14 protein-coding genes are annotated in these 17,659 nt (G+C 66.7%); 7 read left to right on the top strand and 7 right to left on the bottom strand.

The genetic code is table 11. The features are described from left to right. Positions 1–7 precede the first annotated feature (7 nt). The 3 genes from K9B35_RS15880 to K9B35_RS15890 form a co-directional block, all read right to left on the bottom strand. Complete coding sequence (locus tag K9B35_RS15880) at positions 8–175, bottom strand: hypothetical protein (RefSeq protein WP_224922967.1); 168 nt, start codon at positions 173–175, stop codon at positions 8–10. Between the two features lie 62 nt (positions 176–237). Further along, positions 238–957 carry a Crp/Fnr family transcriptional regulator gene (locus K9B35_RS15885; protein WP_224923219.1) on the bottom strand — a complete coding sequence of 240 codons (720 nt, stop codon included), beginning with the start codon at positions 955–957 and terminating at the stop codon, positions 238–240. Positions 958–1,067: 110 nt separating this feature from the next. Further along, the gene (locus K9B35_RS15890) at positions 1,068–3,881 is read right to left on the bottom strand and encodes a TonB-dependent receptor domain-containing protein (RefSeq protein ID WP_224922968.1); all 2,814 of its coding nucleotides are present in this window, start codon (positions 3,879–3,881) and stop codon (positions 1,068–1,070) included. A 267-nt stretch (positions 3,882–4,148) separates the two neighbouring features. On the opposite strand from K9B35_RS15890, the gene K9B35_RS15895 reads away from it, so the two are divergent. From K9B35_RS15895 to K9B35_RS15925, 7 genes are all read left to right on the top strand, one after another. Then, positions 4,149–5,282: a dipeptidase gene (locus K9B35_RS15895; RefSeq protein ID WP_224922969.1), complete on the top strand. Its 1,134-nt coding sequence runs from the start codon at positions 4,149–4,151 to the stop codon at positions 5,280–5,282. A gap of 2 nt (positions 5,283–5,284) precedes the next feature. Continuing rightward, positions 5,285–6,346, top strand: a complete 1,062-nt coding sequence (locus K9B35_RS15900; RefSeq protein ID WP_224922970.1) for a DUF1611 domain-containing protein — start codon at positions 5,285–5,287, stop codon at positions 6,344–6,346. Positions 6,347–6,420: 74 nt separating this feature from the next. Further along, a complete protein-coding gene (locus K9B35_RS15905) occupies positions 6,421–7,902 on the top strand; it encodes a serine hydrolase domain-containing protein (protein WP_224922971.1) in 1,482 nt (493 codons plus the stop codon). A gap of 20 nt (positions 7,903–7,922) precedes the next feature. Further along, positions 7,923–9,872, top strand: a complete 1,950-nt coding sequence (locus tag K9B35_RS15910; protein WP_224922972.1) for a serine hydrolase domain-containing protein — start codon at positions 7,923–7,925, stop codon at positions 9,870–9,872. Positions 9,873–9,875: 3 nt separating this feature from the next. Continuing rightward, positions 9,876–10,865: a dipeptide epimerase gene (locus K9B35_RS15915; protein WP_224922973.1), complete on the top strand. Its 990-nt coding sequence runs from the start codon at positions 9,876–9,878 to the stop codon at positions 10,863–10,865. Continuing rightward, entirely contained in the window at positions 10,862–12,484 is a 1,623-nt protein-coding gene (locus tag K9B35_RS15920) for an N-acyl-D-amino-acid deacylase family protein (RefSeq protein ID WP_224922974.1), read from the top strand. Before K9B35_RS15915 ends, K9B35_RS15920 begins: the two co-directional genes overlap by 4 nt. Before the next feature lie 99 nt (positions 12,485–12,583). Then, positions 12,584–13,255 carry a helix-turn-helix domain-containing protein gene (locus K9B35_RS15925; protein ID WP_224922975.1) on the top strand — a complete coding sequence of 224 codons (672 nt, stop codon included), beginning with the start codon at positions 12,584–12,586 and terminating at the stop codon, positions 13,253–13,255. A gap of 20 nt (positions 13,256–13,275) precedes the next feature. Here the strand turns inward: K9B35_RS15925 and K9B35_RS15930 are convergent, their stop codons facing one another. From K9B35_RS15930 to K9B35_RS15945, 4 genes are all read right to left on the bottom strand, one after another. After that, positions 13,276–13,572, bottom strand: coding sequence for a toxin-antitoxin system YwqK family antitoxin (locus K9B35_RS15930; RefSeq protein ID WP_224922976.1), 297 nt, complete (start codon positions 13,570–13,572; stop codon positions 13,276–13,278). A gap of 209 nt (positions 13,573–13,781) precedes the next feature. Continuing rightward, on the bottom strand, positions 13,782–14,972 hold the full coding sequence (locus tag K9B35_RS15935; RefSeq protein ID WP_224922977.1) for a dipeptidase: 1,191 nt from the start codon (positions 14,970–14,972) through the stop codon (positions 13,782–13,784). Next, on the bottom strand, positions 14,969–16,552 hold the full coding sequence (locus tag K9B35_RS15940; RefSeq protein ID WP_224922978.1) for a serine hydrolase: 1,584 nt from the start codon (positions 16,550–16,552) through the stop codon (positions 14,969–14,971). The genes K9B35_RS15935 and K9B35_RS15940 overlap by 4 nt, the downstream gene beginning before the upstream one ends. Beyond that, complete coding sequence (locus tag K9B35_RS15945; RefSeq protein WP_224922979.1) at positions 16,549–17,658, bottom strand: hypothetical protein; 1,110 nt, start codon at positions 17,656–17,658, stop codon at positions 16,549–16,551. The genes K9B35_RS15940 and K9B35_RS15945 overlap by 4 nt, the downstream gene beginning before the upstream one ends. Position 17,659: the final 1 nt, after the last annotated feature.

Here is a 17,659-nt window from a genome sequence, read left to right on the forward strand (position 1 = left end):
GCGGGGTTCAGCCGCGCTCGACGATGCCCAGCGTCAGCCGTTCCCCCGCCGCCACCCGTTCGTAGCGTTCGGCCATCGCCCGATGTGCGGCGCGCACCGCCGGGTCGCTGGCTGCGGCCGCGCGGGCGCGCTCCTCGCTGGCGCGGGTGCGATAATAGTCGAGATCGGGGTCCATCTGTATCCTCCTGCGTCGCAGGAGGCGTTAGCGCGTCGCGCGCGATCACCGGCTAACCCGTGTTAGAGCGGGTCGGGGTTGAGATAGAGATAGTCCGGGTCGAACTCGGCGATGGCGCGCAGTGCCGCCGGATCGGTGATCTCGACCCGGCCGGAGCGGAAGGTCAGCACCCCCATCTCGCGCAGGCGACGGAGCGAGCGGTTGACATGCACCGGGGTCAGGCCGTGGCATTCGGCAAGGTCGGTCTGACTGAGATCGAGCGCATAACCGCGCGCATCGCCGAGCCCGACGATGTCGAGCCGCACCTGCAGCTCGCAGAACAGATGCGCGATCCGCGCCAGCGCATTGCGTGCGCCCATCGACAATACCCATTCGCGATGCATCGACGCGTCGAGATTGGTCGAGAACCAGTAGATCCGCCCGAGTCGCGGGAAGCGTTCGATCAGGTCCGCAATGCGCCCGTGCGGGACCGGCGCGATGCGGCAGCGGGTCAGCGCCATCAGCGAATGGTCGAGGCGCTTCAGGGTGAAGCTGTGCAGGTCGGCGAAATCGCCGGGGACGTGCAGCGCGGTGATCTGACGCTGGCCATCGCGCAGATCCTTGTAGCGCGCCGCGATGCCGTCGAGGATCAGGATGCTGTGGTCGAGCCGCGCCCCCGCCTCGATAAAGGTCTGATGCGCGCCGACGCCCTGCGACGCACCGAACAGAGCGCGGACCGCCGCCGCCTCCTCATTGCTGAGCGGGTGGCGCGCGTTGATCCGGGCGAGATGGCGGTCGATCATTTCGGTCACGACGCGACAACGCACAAAACCGAAAATGGCACCAACACGCAAAACGGCCCGGACATCGCGCGATGCCCGGGCCGCCCCGCGTCGCTTGGGGATACGCGTGATCAGAACTTCATGCGCGCGCCGATCGAGAAATAGGTGCCGACCGCGTCATAGAAGACCGGGCCGACCGGGCTGAGCGGCGGCTTCTGATCCAGCACGTTGTTGACGTTGAGCGACAGGGTCAGGCGATCCATCACCTTCGCCCGCGCACCCAGATCAAGATAGGCATAGGCGCCGATGTCGTTGTTCACGAGATAGCCGGTCGGGTTGACCGACTGGTCGAGCTGGCTGTTGAACTTGCCCGCGCCGACATAGCGGACCCGCGCATCGAGCCCGAGCGTGTCGTTCTGATAGACAAAGCTGAGCGTCCCGCGCCAGCTGGGGATCGCGTTGCCGGTGCCCGCGCCGACATCGCCCGCCGTGTCGATCCGCGACACGCCGGTATCGACAACGAAATCGCGGACATGGGTCGCCAGCGCGCGGATGCGCAGCGTCCCGGGGAGGTCGGCGATCGCCGACATCTGGAAGACATAGGATGCCTCGATATCGAAGCCGCTGGTTTCGAACACCGCGATATTCTGGGAGTTCGAGCGCACTTCGGTGACGGTGCCGGTGGCATCGCGGGTGATGCGGGCGCAGGCCGCAGCATTGCCGTTGCGACATGCGATCGTCAGGTTCGACCCTGACAGCGTGCTGATCGCGCCGTCGATCTTGATGTCGTAGAAATCGACCGACAGGTTGAAGCCCGGCAGGAATTTCGGCGAGAAGGTCGCGCCCAGCGTCGTCGTGTGGCTGATCTCTGGCAACAGGTCCGGATTGCCGCCGCTATAGGTGGTGACGGTGGCGGGGTTCGAGACATATTGCGGGTTGGCCGCGGCCCGGCCCGCGCTGTCGCCATCGACCAGCGGACCCACGTTGATTGCGCGGCTCGAGAACAGTTCGGTGATGGTGGGCGCGCGGATGTCGCGCGAGCGCGTGCCCCGCAGCGTCAGCGTGTCGAACAAGCCGACCGTCGCGCCGCCCTTCCACGACCAGATGCCGCCGCTGCGGCTATAGTCGGAATAGCGCGCCGCGCCGTTGAGATCGACCTTGGCCGTGCCTTCGGCGTTGAACAGCGGGAAGGCGATTTCGCCGAACCCTTCCTGCACATCATAGCCGCCGCTGACCGGCGAACCGTACAGGTTGAGCGGACCGAATGCGCCGGCGAGGTCGAGCGCGCCGCTGACCGAGCGCTGCTCCTCCCAACGCCCTTCCGCGCCGAGCACCACCGTGACCGGGCCGGCCCACAGCGAGAACAGGTCGCCCTGCACCTCGACCGCGGCGGCATCGAGCTTGGTGGTGGTGTCATTCTGCTGCGTGCCGCGGATATAGGCGAGCGCCTCGGGCGAGGCGGCGTTGAGGCCGAACAGGTTGAGCGGACGGCATGCCGCATCGTCATTGGTGGCGTTGGCGTCGGCGTTGATGCCGCAGACGATCTGGCCACCGCTCGACACCGCGTTGATCGCATTGTTGAAGCGCGACACGATCCGCGCATTGCGGATGCGCTGCGCCTGATCGACCTCGCCATGGCTGAAATGCGCGCTGGCCTTCCACGTGCCACCGAGATCGATGTTGACCCCGACCGCGCCCTCCTTCTGCTCGCGCGTGCCATCATAGATCAGGCTGTACGGGCCGGTATAAAGCCGGCCGAGCGTGAAGCTGGTTTCGCCAGCATTGGCCAGCGTCGTGCGGATCGATTGCGACAGGAACGGATTGCTCGCCGAGATCGTCTGCGCGCCAAGCCCGATGTCGGGCAGGAAGGCATAGGTCGATCTGGACCGGCCATAGGTGACATCGGCCCACAGCTTTACTGCACCGAAATCATAGGTCGCGCGGCCATAGGTGCTGATCCGCTCGACCGGGGTGGTCACGGCGATGACGTCGTACAGGCCGACGGCGCTGGTCCCGCCCAGCACCTGCGCGGGGAAGCGGATCGCGGGGTTGGCGTTGAGCGAAGTGCCCGCGCCATAGGTGCTCAAACTGCCGTCGCTGTTGAACATCTGTCCCGCGAGTACGCCGGTGGTAATCAGGCCGCCCGGCGTCTGGTTGCCGTAATTGACGTCCGGAACGAGGATCTGGCGCAGGTCGGTGGTCGATGTCGGGTTGAGGCGAACGATCCCCGCGCTGCCCAGCCGATCGCGCGAATTGCGATCGGGGATCGATTCGTCCTTCACATATTCGGCGCTGAACATGATTTGCCCGCGGCCATCGGCGAAGGAGGTGCCGGCGGTGATGTCGCCGCCATAGCGCGCGCCATCCCCGCGCGACGAAATGCCGCTGACCCCGCCGACGGTGATGCCCGAGACGCGGTCCTTGAGGATGATGTTGGCGACGCCCGCGACGGCATCGGAACCCCAGGCGGCGGATGCGCCGCCGGTCACGACCTCGACCCGTTCGACAATCCCCATCGGGACATAGTTGAGGTTGTTGTTGCCGACGAAGCGGCGCTTGTTGACCAAAGTAAGCGTGCGGTTGATGCCGAGGCCGCGCAGATCGACCGGCGCGGTTCCGCTGCCGGTATTGCCGACCAGCACCTGCGGCGTCGCGGTGGGGCGGAAGGATGGCGAGTCGTTCAGCACCTGCGCCAGGTTCTGACGCTGTCCCAGACGCAGTTCGTCTTCGCCGATCACGGTGGTCGGCGTCGGTTGTTCGAACCCGTCGCGGACGATGCGCGATCCGGTGATCACGATGGAGTCGTCTTGTGACGCGGCGTCGTCTGCCGCTTCCGGAGCGGTTTGGGCGATTGCCGGTGCGGCGGCCAGCAATGCGGCCGTCAATGCTGCGGCACTGCTCCCCCGAGCGAGTCCGCGTCCCAGATTCGATACGATCTTGCGCATGTCTTCCCCCTGTTTGTTGGCCTGCCTCTCGGGCGACCATCCACTCCCAGCGCAAGAAAAGTGACATATTGTCCGGATCAGGACAATATATTTCTCAATAGCGATATTTATCGCAATTATTCCGCTGATTATCCCGGCGTCCGCTGCGGAAATTGCCGCGGAGCACAGGCCCGGTCGCCTGAAACTGCCGTACGCAGCGCGCACGCCGGTTGACCTTCTCCATTTGGGACTATAGCGTCCTCATTGGAAAATTCGGGGAGTGGGGCAATGCGGGTTTCTCGTCGTCAAGCCATCGGTGCACTGGGCACCGCAGCGATCGCCGCACCCTATGTCGCGCGCGCCGCCTTCCAGGTCGATCCGGTCAGCGGGCGCAGCTATTCGAAGCGCGCGATCGAGCTGGTGCGCCAGTCGGTGGTCGTGGACATGCTCGCCCCGATCAAGATCGACTTCAGCCCCGAATTCTACGCCAAGCCGATGAGCGACCAGATGGTCGCCGATTTCCGCGCGAGCGGGATTACCGCGATCCATCACGCAGTCGGCCTCGGCGGTCCGGATGCGAAGGAAGCGGCGTTCAACTTCTTTGCGATCTGGGGCAATTATGTCGCGCGCAACAGCCATGTCCTGACCGGCATCGGCACCTTCGCCGACATCCTGCGCGCCAAGCGTGACGGCAAGGTCGCGGTGATCATGGGGCTGCAGAACGCCGATCACTTCCTGCGCCCCGCCGACGTCAAGACCTTCTACGACCTCGGCCAGCGCTGCGCACAGCTGACCTACAATTCGCAGAACCGCATCGGATCGGGCGCGACCGACCGCGTCGATGGCGGGGTGAGCGATTTCGGCGCCGAGATCATCAAGGCGATGAACGCGGTCGGGATGCTGGTTGATGTGTCGCATTGCGGCGACCGCACCACGCTGGACGCGATCGACATTTCGGCCAAGCCGCTGTCGATCACCCACAGCAATTGCCGCGCGCTGATCGAGCATCCGCGCGTCAAGACCGATGCGGCGATCAAGGCGATGGCGGCGAAGGGCGGGGTGATGGGCATCACCGGCGTGCGCAACTTCGTCAGCAAGACCGACCCCACCACCATCCGCCACTATGCCGACCATATCGACCATGTCGTGAAGCTGGTCGGCATCGAGCATGTCGGGATCGGCACCGATTCCGACCTGTACGGCTATGACGACACGTCTCCGGAGATGAACAAGATGCTGCGCGGCGCCTACAAGGACAGTTACGCCTTTCGTGAGAAGATCGACGTGGACGGGTTCGACCACCCGCTCAAAATGTATGCGCTGGCCGATGAGCTGATCCGCCGCAGCTATTCCGACGCGAACATCAAGGCGGTGCTGGGCGGCAATTTCCAGCGGCTGCTGACCGCGACTTGGGGCGGCTGATCATGGGCACTATCACCACCCTCGCCGTCCCCGCCGACGCATCCGACTACGACGCGCTGGCGCTGCCGCAACCCTATCTGCTGTTCCTGGGCGATACGACCGAGCCGGGCTTTGCCAAGACCGCGTTCGGCCTGCGCGACTGGGCGCCCGAGCGGTGCATCGGCGAATATGCGCTGCCTGAAGCCGACGTCACCACTGGCCTGGCTGCGATGACCCCGGCGGAGGCGCAGGCGCGCGGCGCGCGGGCGATGGTGATCGGCGTTGCCAATCCCGGCGGCGTGATCCCCGAAAGCTGGCGTGCGGCACTGCTCGACGCGCTCGAGGAGGGACTCGACATCGTCAGCGGCATGCACGCGCGGCTGTCCGACATTCCGGGTCTTGCCCATGTCGCCGAGCGGCTGAACCGTCGCCTGATCGACGTGCGCGTGCCCCCGGCGAGCATCCCGGTCGGCACCGGGCGCAAGCGCAGCGGCAAGCGCCTGCTGACCGTCGGCACCGATTGCGCGCTCGGCAAGAAATACACTGCGCTCGCGCTGTGGCGGGCGTTCGAGGCGCGCGGCATCGCCACCGATTTCCGCGCGACTGGCCAGACCGGGATCATGATCGCAGGCGGCGGCGTGCCGATGGACGCGGTCGTCTCCGACTTTGAGGCGGGCGCAGCCGAGATGCTGTCGCCCGACGCCGCGCCCGACCATTGGGACGTGATCGAGGGTCAGGGCGCGCTCACCCACCCGGCCTATGCCGCGGTCTCGCTTGGCCTGCTCCATGGCAGCCAGCCGGACGTGTTCGTGGTGTGCCATGAGCCGGGGCGGCGCGAGATGCTGGGGACCGCAGGCTTCGCGCTGACCTCGATCGAGGAGATCATCGATCTGACCATGCGTCTGGGCAGCCGCACCAACCCCGCGATCCGCTGCGGCGGGTTCGCCTTCAACACCTCGGCATTTAGCGCCGAAGAGGCCGCCGCGCTGATGGCGCGCGAGAGCGAGCGGCTGGGCCTGCCGGTCGCCGATCCGATCCGCGGCGGACACGCGTTCGACGCACTCGTTTCGAGCTGCCTCGCATGATCGGGGCGCGGCGCACCGGGAATCATCCGGGCGCCGCGCCGCCCGTACCGCACAATTCAAGGGGAGAGAGAGTGATGCCGCGACCTTCGTCCTGGCTGCGCGCCACCGCCGCGCTCGCGCTGATCGCCACGGCGCTGCCCGCCGCCGCCAACAGCCGCGAACCCGCGCCAGCAGCCTATAGCATCCCCCCTGCCCGCATCGCCGGGCTCGCCGATTTCGTCGATGGCGTGATGGCGCAGCAGATTGCGACGCGCGAAGTGGCGGGTGCGGTGGTCACCGTCGTCTATCAGGGCAAGATCCTGTTCTCGCGCGGCTATGGCTTTGCCGATGTCGACAAGGGCGTGCCGGTCGACGGGATGCGGACGCTGTTCCGCCCGGGATCGACGGGGAAGATGTTCACCTGGTCGGCGTTGCTGCAGCAGGTCGAGGCGGGGAAGGTCGATCTCGACGCCGACGTGAACACCTATCTCGACTTCAAGATTCCCGAGTTCGAGGGCAAGCCGATCCGCGTGCGCGACCTGTTGTCGCATGCGCTGGGGATGGGCGATGTCGGTAACCTGACCGCGCCGTCGGTCGACAAGCTGATCCCCTATCAGACCTGGCTCAAGCAGCGCGTGCCCGAGCGGCTATGGCCCGCGGATGGCGAGATTTCCTATTCCAACTATGGCTCGGCGATCGCCGGGTACATCGTCGAACGGGTGTCGGGCATGCCCTTCCCCGACTATGTCGAACAGCGCATCTTCGCGCCTTTAGGCATGACGTCGACCACCTTCCGCGAGCCTTTGCCCGCCGCGCTCGAACCGCGCATGGCGAGCGGCTATGTCGTCAAGGACGGGAAGCTGGTCGCAGAACCGTTCGAGCTGTTCAGCCCGGTAATGCCGGCGGGATCGGCAAGCAGCAGCGGCGCGGACATGAGCCGCTTCATGCTGGCGATGCTGAGCGGCGGCGCGCTGAACGGCAAGCGCATCCTGAAACCTGAATCGGTCGCGTTACTGATGCGCGATTCCCGCGCCAATGCACCCGGCCTTCAGGGAATGGCGCATGGCTTTTTCGTGGTGCGCAAGGCCGGACCGCGGATGGTGGGGCATGGCGGCAATACCGGCGATTTTCATTCGAACATGATCCTCGCGCCCGAAGCGGGGCTTGGCTTCTTCGTGTCCGAGACCGGCGGTCAGGGCAGCTATGGCGGCCGCACCGAGCTGGTCGAGGCGCTGATCGGGCGGCTGTTCCCGGTTGATCCGGCACCGCGCGTGGCGGCTCCGGCGGGGGAGAGCGTGCCGGTCGGTGCCTATCGCATGAACCGCCGCGACTATGCCCGCCCGGCCGATCCCGCCCGCGACTGGCAGATCGTGGTCGCCGGGCCGGACGCGATCACGCTGGTGGTCGAGGGCGCGAAGACGCATTGGGAGCGGATCGGGCCGCAGCTGTATGAGCGGCGCACCGGCGCCCGCGCGGGCGGGCCGTTCGAGCGGCTGCAATTCTATGGCGGCGCGGGAAAATGGCGGCTGGGGTTCAGCTCGCTTCCGCATGTCGCATTCCACCAGGTCAAACCCTGAAACCCCAAAGGAGAGGTCGCATGAAGTTCCTCACCGCACTCGCCCTGATGACCCTGCCCGCCGCCGCACTGGCGCAGACGGTCGCCGCCGACACGCCGGGCAAGACCGGCAGCGGCGTGCAGTTCGTCCAGCCCAAGGATTGGACCGCCGCGCGGACCGGGCAGGCGGTGACCTTCACTGCGCCGGAGGGCGACCTGCGCATCTCCGTCATCGACATCGGCACGGCGAGCGACGGCAAGGATGCGGCGGCGAGAGCCTGGGCGGTCGTGCGCGGTGCCGCAGGGCCGGAGGCACGGCTCGCGACACCGGTCCCGGCGGGCGATGGCTGGGACGAGCGGCTGGCGCTGTCGTACGAGGTCGCGCCGACCGAGCGCGCGGTCCGCTCGGCGCTGGCGCTGCGCAAGGGGACGGCGTGGACGGTGCTGATCGCCGATGGCGCGGCGGGCACGGCCGCCAAGCGTTCGGCGGCGCTGTCGGTGGTGCAGGCGGGGCTCAAGCCCGCCGGCTATCAGGCGGAGAGTTTTGCGGGCAAGACCGCGCACGAACTGACGCCCGAGCGGATCAGGCTGCTCACCGAGTTCGTCGAACAGGCGCGCCAGACGCTGGAGGTGCCGGGGATCGGCTTTGCGCTGATCGATGACGGCAAGGTCCTGTGGCAGGGCGGCTTTGGCGTGCGCGCGCTGGGATCGCCGGAGAAGGTCGATCAGAATACCAAGTTCATGATCGCATCAAACACCAAGGGGATGACGACGCTGCTCCTGTCGGTGCTGGCGGATGAGGGAAAGCTCGACTGGAACCAGAAGGTCGTCGATCTCTATCCGCAATTCCGGCTGGGCAATGACGACGTGACGCAGTCGGTGCTGGTCAAGCATCTGGTATGTGCCTGCACCGGGCTGCCGCGCAAGGATTATGGCTTCATCCTCGCCGACAAGGGTCAGCCGGCATCGGCGACCTTCACCCAGCTGGCGGCGACCATGCCGACCAGCAAGTTCGGCGACCTGTTCCAGTATAACAATCAGCTGGCGTCGGCGGCGGGCTATGTCGCCGGCTATGTCCTCCATCCGAAGATGGAGTTCGGCGCGGCCTATGACCTTGCGATGGAAGAGAAGATCTTCAAGCCGCTGGGCATGAAGGACGCGACCTTCGATTATGCCGAGGGGATGGCGGGGAACTGGGCGCCGCCGCATGGGCTCGATATCGATGGCAAGGTGACGTTGATGTCGAACGACTTCAACTATTCGCCCTATCCCTATCGCCCGGCAGGAGCAGCGTTCGCCACCACCGCCGACATGATCCGCTATGTCCAGCTTGAGCTCGGCAAGGGCGTGCTCGACGGCAAGCGCGTGGTGAGCGAGGCCAACCTGACCGAGCGGCGCAAGAAGGGCGTGCAGGTCGGTCCCGACAGCTGGTACGGAATGGGGCTGTTCCAGACCAATGCGAAGGGCGTCAACGTCGTCACCCATGGCGGCACGCTGCTCGGCTATCACAGCAACTGGTATGCGCTGCCCGAGAGCGGCGTCGGCATGGTGATCCTGACCAACAGCGATCCGGGCGCGTCGCTGCTCGCACCCACGCTGCGCCGCCTGCTCGAGATCCTCTATGACGGCCAGCCAGAGGCGGAGCGCGATGTCGCGGCGGCAGCGGCGCGGATCAAGGCGGGCGCAACCGCGCGGCGCGGACGGCTGACCTATCCGGGTGATCCTGCGGTGCTGGGTAATCTGGCAGGCCACTATGCCGATCCGGCGGTGGGGCAGATCACGATCAGCGAGAAGAATGGCGCGAAGTGGATCAAGGCCGGCTTCGTCGAAGGGCCGATCGCGACGCGCACGAATGCCGATGGTACCGTGTCGATCGTGTCGGTCGGGCCGGGCAGCATCGGCGTCGATGCGCTGGTCGGCACCAAGGACGGCAAGCGCACGCTGACCATCAATGACGGGCAGCAGAACCAATATGTGTACGTGGAGGATTGAAGGGTGAAGCTGACCGTCGCGCGCGAGAGCCTGCCGCTCAACGCCCCGTTCCGCATTTCGGGGCATGTGTTCGAGACTTCCGACATCATCGTCGTGACGCTGGAGGATGGCGATGCGCGGGGGCGCGGCGAGGCGGCGGGCGTCTATTATCTGGGCGATGATGTCGATCACATGCTCGCCGCGATCGAGGCCGCACGCGGCGCGATCGAGGTGGGGATCGACCGCATGGGCCTGCGCGACCTGATGCCTGCAGGCGGCGCGCGCAATGCGGTCGATGCGGCCTTGTGGGAGCTGGAGGCCGATCGCGCGGGCTTGCCGGTGTGGCAGATCGCGGGGATTGAGGCGCCGCATCCGGTGATCACCACCTTCACCCTCGGCGCCGACGAACCGGCCACGATGGCGGAGGCCGCGCGCGGCTGGGCCGATGCGCGCGCGATCAAGGTCAAGCTGACCGGTGACGATTCGATCGATGCCGAGCGCGTCCGCGCGATCCGCGCCGCGCGGCCCGATGTCTGGCTGGGCGTCGATGCCAATCAGGGCTATACGATCGACCGGCTCGACGCGCTGGTCGCGGTGCTGGTCGCGGCGAAGGTCGACCTGCTCGAACAGCCATTGCAGCGCGGGCGTGAGGCGGATCTGGACGGCTATACCTCGCCAATCCCGCTCGCCGGCGACGAGAGCATCCTGACGCTGGCCGATGTCGAAAGCGCCAAGGGACGGTTCGACGTGATCAATATCAAGCTCGACAAATGCGGCGGGCTGACCGAGGCGCTGATGATGGCCGACAAGGCCGCCGAGCTGGGCCTGGGCGTGATGGTCGGCAACATGGTGGGCACCAGCCTGTCGATGGCCCCCGCGTTCGTGCTGGCGCAGCGCTGCTCGATCGTCGATCTCGACGGGCCGACGTTCCTCAAGGCCGATCGCACCCCGTCGATCGTCTATCACGACGGCAAAGTCTCGTGCGACGACAGCGTATGGGGACCGCAGGCATGATCCGGCCGCTCGCCCTGCTCGCCGCGCCGTTGCTGCTGGGGGCCACCGCTCCCGCCGATCCGGCGTACGACATCGTCATCCGCGGCGGGCGCGTGCTCGACGGGGCGGGCAACCCGTGGGTCAGCGGCGATGTCGCGATCAAGGACGGGCGGATCGTCGCGATCGGCACCGTCACGGGTGCGGGGCGCGAGGAAATCGATGCGCGCGGCCGCTATGTTGCGCCGGGCTTCATCGACATGCTCGACCACTCCCAGAACGCGCTGCTCAAGGACGGGTCGGCGGCGAACAAGCTGCGCATGGGCGTCACCACATTGATCGCGGGCGAGGGCGGCACCGCCGTCCCGGCCGACGAGATTGCCGGCTATTTCACCAGACTGGAAAGCCAGGGCATCGCGGTCAATTTCGGCACTTACTATGGCGCGGTTCAGGCGCGGGTGAAGGTGATGGGCGATGCCGCCGGCACGCCGAGCGAGGATCAGCTCAAGGCGATGGAGGCCGAGGTCCGCACCGCGATGCGCGCGGGCGTGTTCGGCATCTCCACCGCATTGATCTACCACCCCGCATCCTTCCAGTCGGCGAGCGATCTGGTGCGGTTGGCGGCGATCCCCGGCAAGTGCGGCGGGTTCTATGCCAGCCACATGCGCGACGAGAGCGACAAGCTGCTGACCGCGATCGATGAGGCGGTGAGCATCGGCGAGCGCAGCGGAGCCAAGGTCGAGATCTTCCACATCAAGGCCGCCTATGCGCCGCTGTGGGGCAAGCTGATGCCGCAGGCGATCGCGCGGATCGAGGCGGCGCGCAGCCGTGGCGTCGATGTGGGCGCGAACATCTATCCCTATCGCGCGGGCGGCACCGGGCTCGACGTGACCATCCCGACCCATGTCTTCGCCAAGGGGCGCGAAGCGGCGCACGCCGCGCTGCGCGACCCAGCGGTGCGCGCGACGCTCAAGAAGGAGCTGGCGGCGGGGCCGCAACCCGACTGGTCGAACCTGGTCCATGCATCGGGCGGGTGGACGAATGTCGTGCTCGCCAATGCGCAGAACCCCAAATATGCGCAGTTCCACGGCAGGAATTTCGCGGAGATCGGCAAGGCGCTGGGCAAGGACCCCGCCGATGCGGCGTGGGACATCTGGCTCGACGCGCTGCCCGCGCGCGCCGGTGCGCTCTATTTCATGATGGACGAGGCCGATATCGCGCTGGCGATGAAACAGCCCTGGGTCAGCGTCGGCACCGACGCGTCGGCGACGGATTCGACGATCGATCCGGAACAGCAGGGCCGCCCGCATCCGCGCGCCAACGGCACTTTCCCCCGCATGATCGCCGAATATGTGAAGGCGCGGAAGGTGCTGACCCTGCCCGACGCGATCCGCAAGATGAGCGGATGGCCGGCGCATCGGCTGGGCCTGTCCGACCGCGGTCTGCTGCGCCCCGGGATGCGTGCCGATGTGGTCGTGTTCGACCTGGACACGATCAAGGACGGCGCGACGTTCGAGGCGCCGACGACACCGCCGACGGGCATCGACACGGTGATCGTCAACGGCACGCTGGCGCTGGCCAAGGGGCAGCCGACCGCCGCGCGGGCCGGGCGGGTGCTGCGCCATCCCTGCCCCGGGGTTTAGGTCCGTAACGGGATTGTCTGGCGGCGCGGGACTGCTATCACCAAAGGGTGCCGATCGGGACGGGCTGTCCTGATCGGAAACTTGAGGTGATCGCCGTCTATGTCTGATGCCCCCACTCTTGGCAGTTTCCTGCGCCGCCTGCGCGGTCAGGAGGGCTGGACGCTCAAGCAGATGAGCGAGCGCACCGGCATCCCGGTGTCGACGCTGTCGAAGATCGAGCATAACCGGCTGACGCTGAGCTATGACAAGCTGCTTCAGCTCGCGCAGAAGCTGGGGCTGCGCATGTCGGAGCTGTTCGCCGAAAGCAGCGAGCCCGCCGATCCGCAGCAGCAGCCGGTGACCGCGCGGCGCAGCGTCGGCAAGCTCGACCGCGCGGTGCGGGTCGAGACCGCGAATTACGACTATTTCTACATGAATACCGAGCTGCGCCGGAAGCGGATGATCCCGATCGTCACCAAGATCCGCGCGCGCACCGTCGAGGAATTCGGCGAGCTGGTCCGCCATTCGGGCGAGGAATTCATCTACGTCCTGCAGGGCGCGGTCGAGGTGCATACCGAATTCTACGACCCCGTGGTGCTACACGAAGGGGAGTCGATCTACATCGATTCAAACATGGGCCACGCCTATATCGCCGCCGAAGGCTGTACCGAAGCGACGGTGCTGGGCGTGTGTTCGAGCGCCGAGGAAAAGCTGATGGAATCGCTGATGACCCTGCAAGGGCAGGAAGTGGTCGAAGCGGGGGGTCAGCGGCGGTCGAAGTCGGCGCTTTAGGGTTCAGCCCGCCAGACGACCTACTCGCTCGCGGTCAGCGTTCCGTCGGCTGTCCAATAGCGCCAGATACCCGTTTCAATGCCATCGAGATATTCACCCTCAGCAGCGATCTGCCCGTTGGCATGATAGTCGCGCCAAGGGCCGTGTTCCTGTCCATCGACGTAACTGCCCTCTGAAGCGAGGCTGCCGTTAGGGTGGAAGGCCCGAAAGAGTCCTTCCCTTATCCAGTGGGTACCATCCGCCGACATCTTGCGCGCATATCTATACTGAATACCGCCATCCTCGAACGGTATCTCGGCGATGTGAAGTTGGCTCATAGCCATCAATTTTAGCGTTGCGCCGAACGTCTGCAATAGAATCGGACGCGGACCGGCAGCTATTCTCTACGTCGTCACCCCGGCCTTGTGCCGGGGTCCACCGGGAGACGGGCGCGGCGCGAGAGGCTTGAGCGCTGGGCGCGAGGCGGAGTGGACCCCGGCACAGGGCCGGGGTGACGATCGGTTGGAGTCGGGCGGCTGCGCGCCCCTTAGCCCCCCGCCTTCGTCTGTGCCGCCTCGACGATCCGCAGGATATTCCCGCCCCACATTTTCGCCAGATCCTCGTCCGAATAGCCCGCCGCCTTCAGCCGCGCGGTGACCAGGGGCAGTGCCGAGATATCCTCGAACCCCTTCACCCCGCCGCCGCCGTCCCAGTCGCCGCTGAAGCAGACATGGTCGGGTCCAGCGACCTTCACGACGTGCAGCACCATCGCGATGTACTTCTCGAAATCGGCGTCCCACAGCGGCTGGGTCTTGTCGAGTTCGCGCCAGCGCTTGGCCAGCGCGACCTGTTCGGCCGGAGGCAACGTCGCGATCTGCTCGTACTTCGCGAACAACGCCCCGCGCTCGCCCGCGAGGTTGAGTTCGGACAGGAAGATCGTGCTGATGCACATCGCCCCACCCTTTGCCGCGAGCGCGCGGATGCGAGCGTCGTCGAGGTTGCGGGGGTGGTCATAGGCGTGGCGGCCGGTGGTGTGCGACAGGATGATCGGCGCGCGCGATAGGTCCAGCAGCTGGTCGAACACCGCGTCCGAGGAGTGGCTGGCGTCGATCACCATGCCGAGCCGGTTCATCTCCGCCACCCATTGCCGACCGAGCGGGCTGAGGCCGTTCCAGCGCGGTGTGTCGGTCGATGAATCGGCGAACTGGTTGTTCTTGCCGTGCACCGGCCCGGCCATGCGCACGCCGCGCTTGTGGAACTCGGCCAGCAGCGACAGGTCTTCGCCCAGCGGATAGCTGTTCTCGATCGACTTGAACGCGATCAGCCTGTTTTCGCCAGTCAGGCGGCGGGCGTCCTGCGCGGTCCGTGCCGGGGCGATGCGCTTGGGGAATTGCGCGACGGTAGTGTCGATCGCGTCGGAACGCCCGCGCGCAAAGGCGAGCGCGTCGGCATAGCCCTTGGCGGTCAGCGGTCCCTGATCGGTATAGATGACGAAGAAGCCGCCATCGAGCGCACCCTCCTCCATCCGGCCCATATCGACCTGTGCGATGTCGGTCGCGGGATCGTGCTTGTCGCCGAAGCTCCACCCCGGACGCCCGAAATGGAGCGGCGTGTCGAGATGGGTGTCGAGCACGAGCAGCCGCTTGTGCAGCGCGGCTGTATCCTCGACGGGTGCGGGCGGCGTGGCCGTGGCGCAGGCGCCGAGCAGCAGCAGGGCGAGGGTCGAGAACCGCTTCACTTGGTCGCTCCCACCGGACGCAGGTCCAGATCCTGATAATTGTAGCTGAAGTCCGCTATCGGGCTTTCCGGCTTCATCGATACGCGCGCGACCCTGCCGTCTGCATCGAGCGCGAAGGTGACGTAAGCGGGCTCGAGCGACTTGTCGTCGAAGCGGGTGACGAACGAGTCATATTGCCAGTGAACCAGCTTACCCTTCATCGCCGGGGTGGTGGTGAAGTCGATGGTCAGGCCGCCATCCTTGCCCTTGGCCACCACGACATCGCCATACCAGGCGTCGCGATAGGTGCCGACGTAGCGGTCGAGGCTGAGCGACGGGCCGATCCTGGCGGGCGCGGCGCGGGTGGTCGACAGCGCCGCCTTGGCCCCGGTGATGCGCGCTTCGATGAAGCTGTTGAAGCGCGTCGGCCAGTCCTGATCGGGCGCTCCGAGATAGTGATCGACCAACGTGTGGATCACGCCGCGCAGCAGCGCCGTCTCTTCGGCATTGACCACGCCGGCGATGCCGACATCCTGATCGGGGAGCAGGATGACATAGGCGATCGCGCCGAACACCGCACCGCCATGCGCGATCACGCGGACGCCGCGATAGTCGGTGACGCTCCAGCCGAGCGCGTAGGAGTTGAAGTTCGGGGTCAGCGGCGCAAGCTGGCCGGGCATCGGCGAGATCGGCTGAAGCGTCACGCCCTTCCACATCTCCGCCGACTGCGCCGCGCTGAACAGCCGCCCGCCGCCGGGCAAGGCACCCTTGCCAAGCTGAATCTGCAGCCAGCGGGCGAGGTCGTTGGCGCTGAGCGCAAGCCCGCCCGCCGGGAGCGCCGCGCGCCCGAGCTCCGCCGCGCGCTCGTCGAGCATCGACACCGGCCCGTCTCCGCGCACCGCGCCGCCGATCCGGGCATGCGGATGTGCGCGATTGGGGTTGGCGAGGCGGCTTTCGTAATTCGCCGTCGCGCTGGTCATGCCGCCCGCGGCGAACACGTCCTGCGCCATGAAGTCTTCCCAGGACTTGCCGCTGACTTCCTCGATCAGCTGCCCGGCGACCGAGTACAGGATGTTGTCATAGGCATAGCCCGAGCGGAAGCTGCGCGCCGGCTGGATGTGGGCGAGGCGCTTGACCGTCTCCTTGCGCGACAGGCTGCCGCGCGGGACATAGAGCAGGTCGCCCGCGCCAAGGCCAAGGCCACTGCGATGCACCAGCAGGTCGCGGATCGTGATCTCACGCGTGACCCACGGGTCGTACATGCGGAACCACGGCATGTGGTCGATGACGCGGTCGTCCCACTTGATCTTGCCACGATCGACCAGGATCGCGAGCGCGGCGGCGGTGAACGCCTTGCCGGTCGATCCGGTCTGGAAGATCGTGTCGGCATCGACCTTTTGCGCGCCGCCCTGCTTGGTCGTGCCCCAGCCCTGTGCGAGTTCGACCTTGCCCTTGTGCACCACCGCAATGGCGATGCCGGGTGCGCCGCTTTGCTGGCGCAAAGTCTCGACGCGTTCGGCGAAGCCCTTGGGCAAGTCGGCGGCGGCGGGGAGCGCGGTGGCGAGCAGCAGCGCGGGGAGCGCGATCAGCGTGCGGATCATGCGGGGGTCTCCACTTCGGGCCGCGCACGCAGGATGCGCGCGACGCCCAGGGTCATCACGGGAAGCACGAACACCGCCAGGATCGCATAGGCGAGCAGCCGGTAGCCGCTGCCGATCAACGCGACGAGGCCGATGCTGGTGGCGACGAAGACGCAGCCGAGCAGCAGCGCCAGTGCGATAACCGCGCGGGCGCGGGCACCGAGCGCGACGCCGCGCTTTGCCTGCCACACCCCCGACACGCGCTCGTTCACGGCGTGGACGATGCCGGTCCCGGTTTCGAGCAGCGCGGCGAAGATCATCGCCTGGAATGCGATGGTGAAGACGGGGATGTTCATTTGCCCGAGCAGAAAGGCCGACGGCAGGGTCTCATCTGCAACCGCCGGGTAGAAAGCGAGCATGCACAGGAAGAAGCCGAGTGCGGGCAGCATCGCCAGCGGCCCGGCGATCGTCCCGGCGATCAGCGCGTCGCGGCGGCTGGTGAGATGCTTGGTGAGCGGCAGCACGACTGCCGCGGCGACGAGATTGTATCCGGCATAGGCGACCCCGCCCATCACCCACCCCGTCGTCGGCGCGGGGGTCGCGATATTGGTCGCGATCGCATCGCCGAACAGCGCGAGGCCGATCACCACGAACAGCGCATAGACGAAGTAGAGCAGCATCGAGGCGTATTTGAACAAGCGCTCGACCGATGCGGTGCCAAGGCTGGTGACGACCGCGATCGTGCCGGCGAGGATCAGCGTGCCGAGGATCGCTGGCGCACCAAAGCTCGCCCCGATCTCCCCCGCCGCCGCGCCGACCACGGCAAGGATCAGCACGAGCAGCAGGACATAGACGATCTCGAACACGATCCAGCCCGGCCCGAGCAGCTTCTGGAAGAAGCTGCGATAGTCATAGCTGCGGGTCAGATGGGCAAACGCAAAGGTCGCGGCGCACACCGCGCTCCAGATCAGCATCGCCAGCACCATGCCCCACAGCCCGCCCTGTGGCCCGCTGGGCAGGAAGAACTCCGCCAGCTCGCGCCCGGTGGCATAGCCGCCGCCGATCACCACGCCCTTGAAGGCAAGGCCGGGGAGCAGGAAGCGCTGGAACCAGCTCGGTTGGGTCATC

The sequence above is a fragment of the Sphingomonas sp. R647 genome (assembly GCF_020177055.1).
Classification (GTDB): Bacteria; Pseudomonadota; Alphaproteobacteria; order Sphingomonadales; family Sphingomonadaceae; genus Sphingomonas.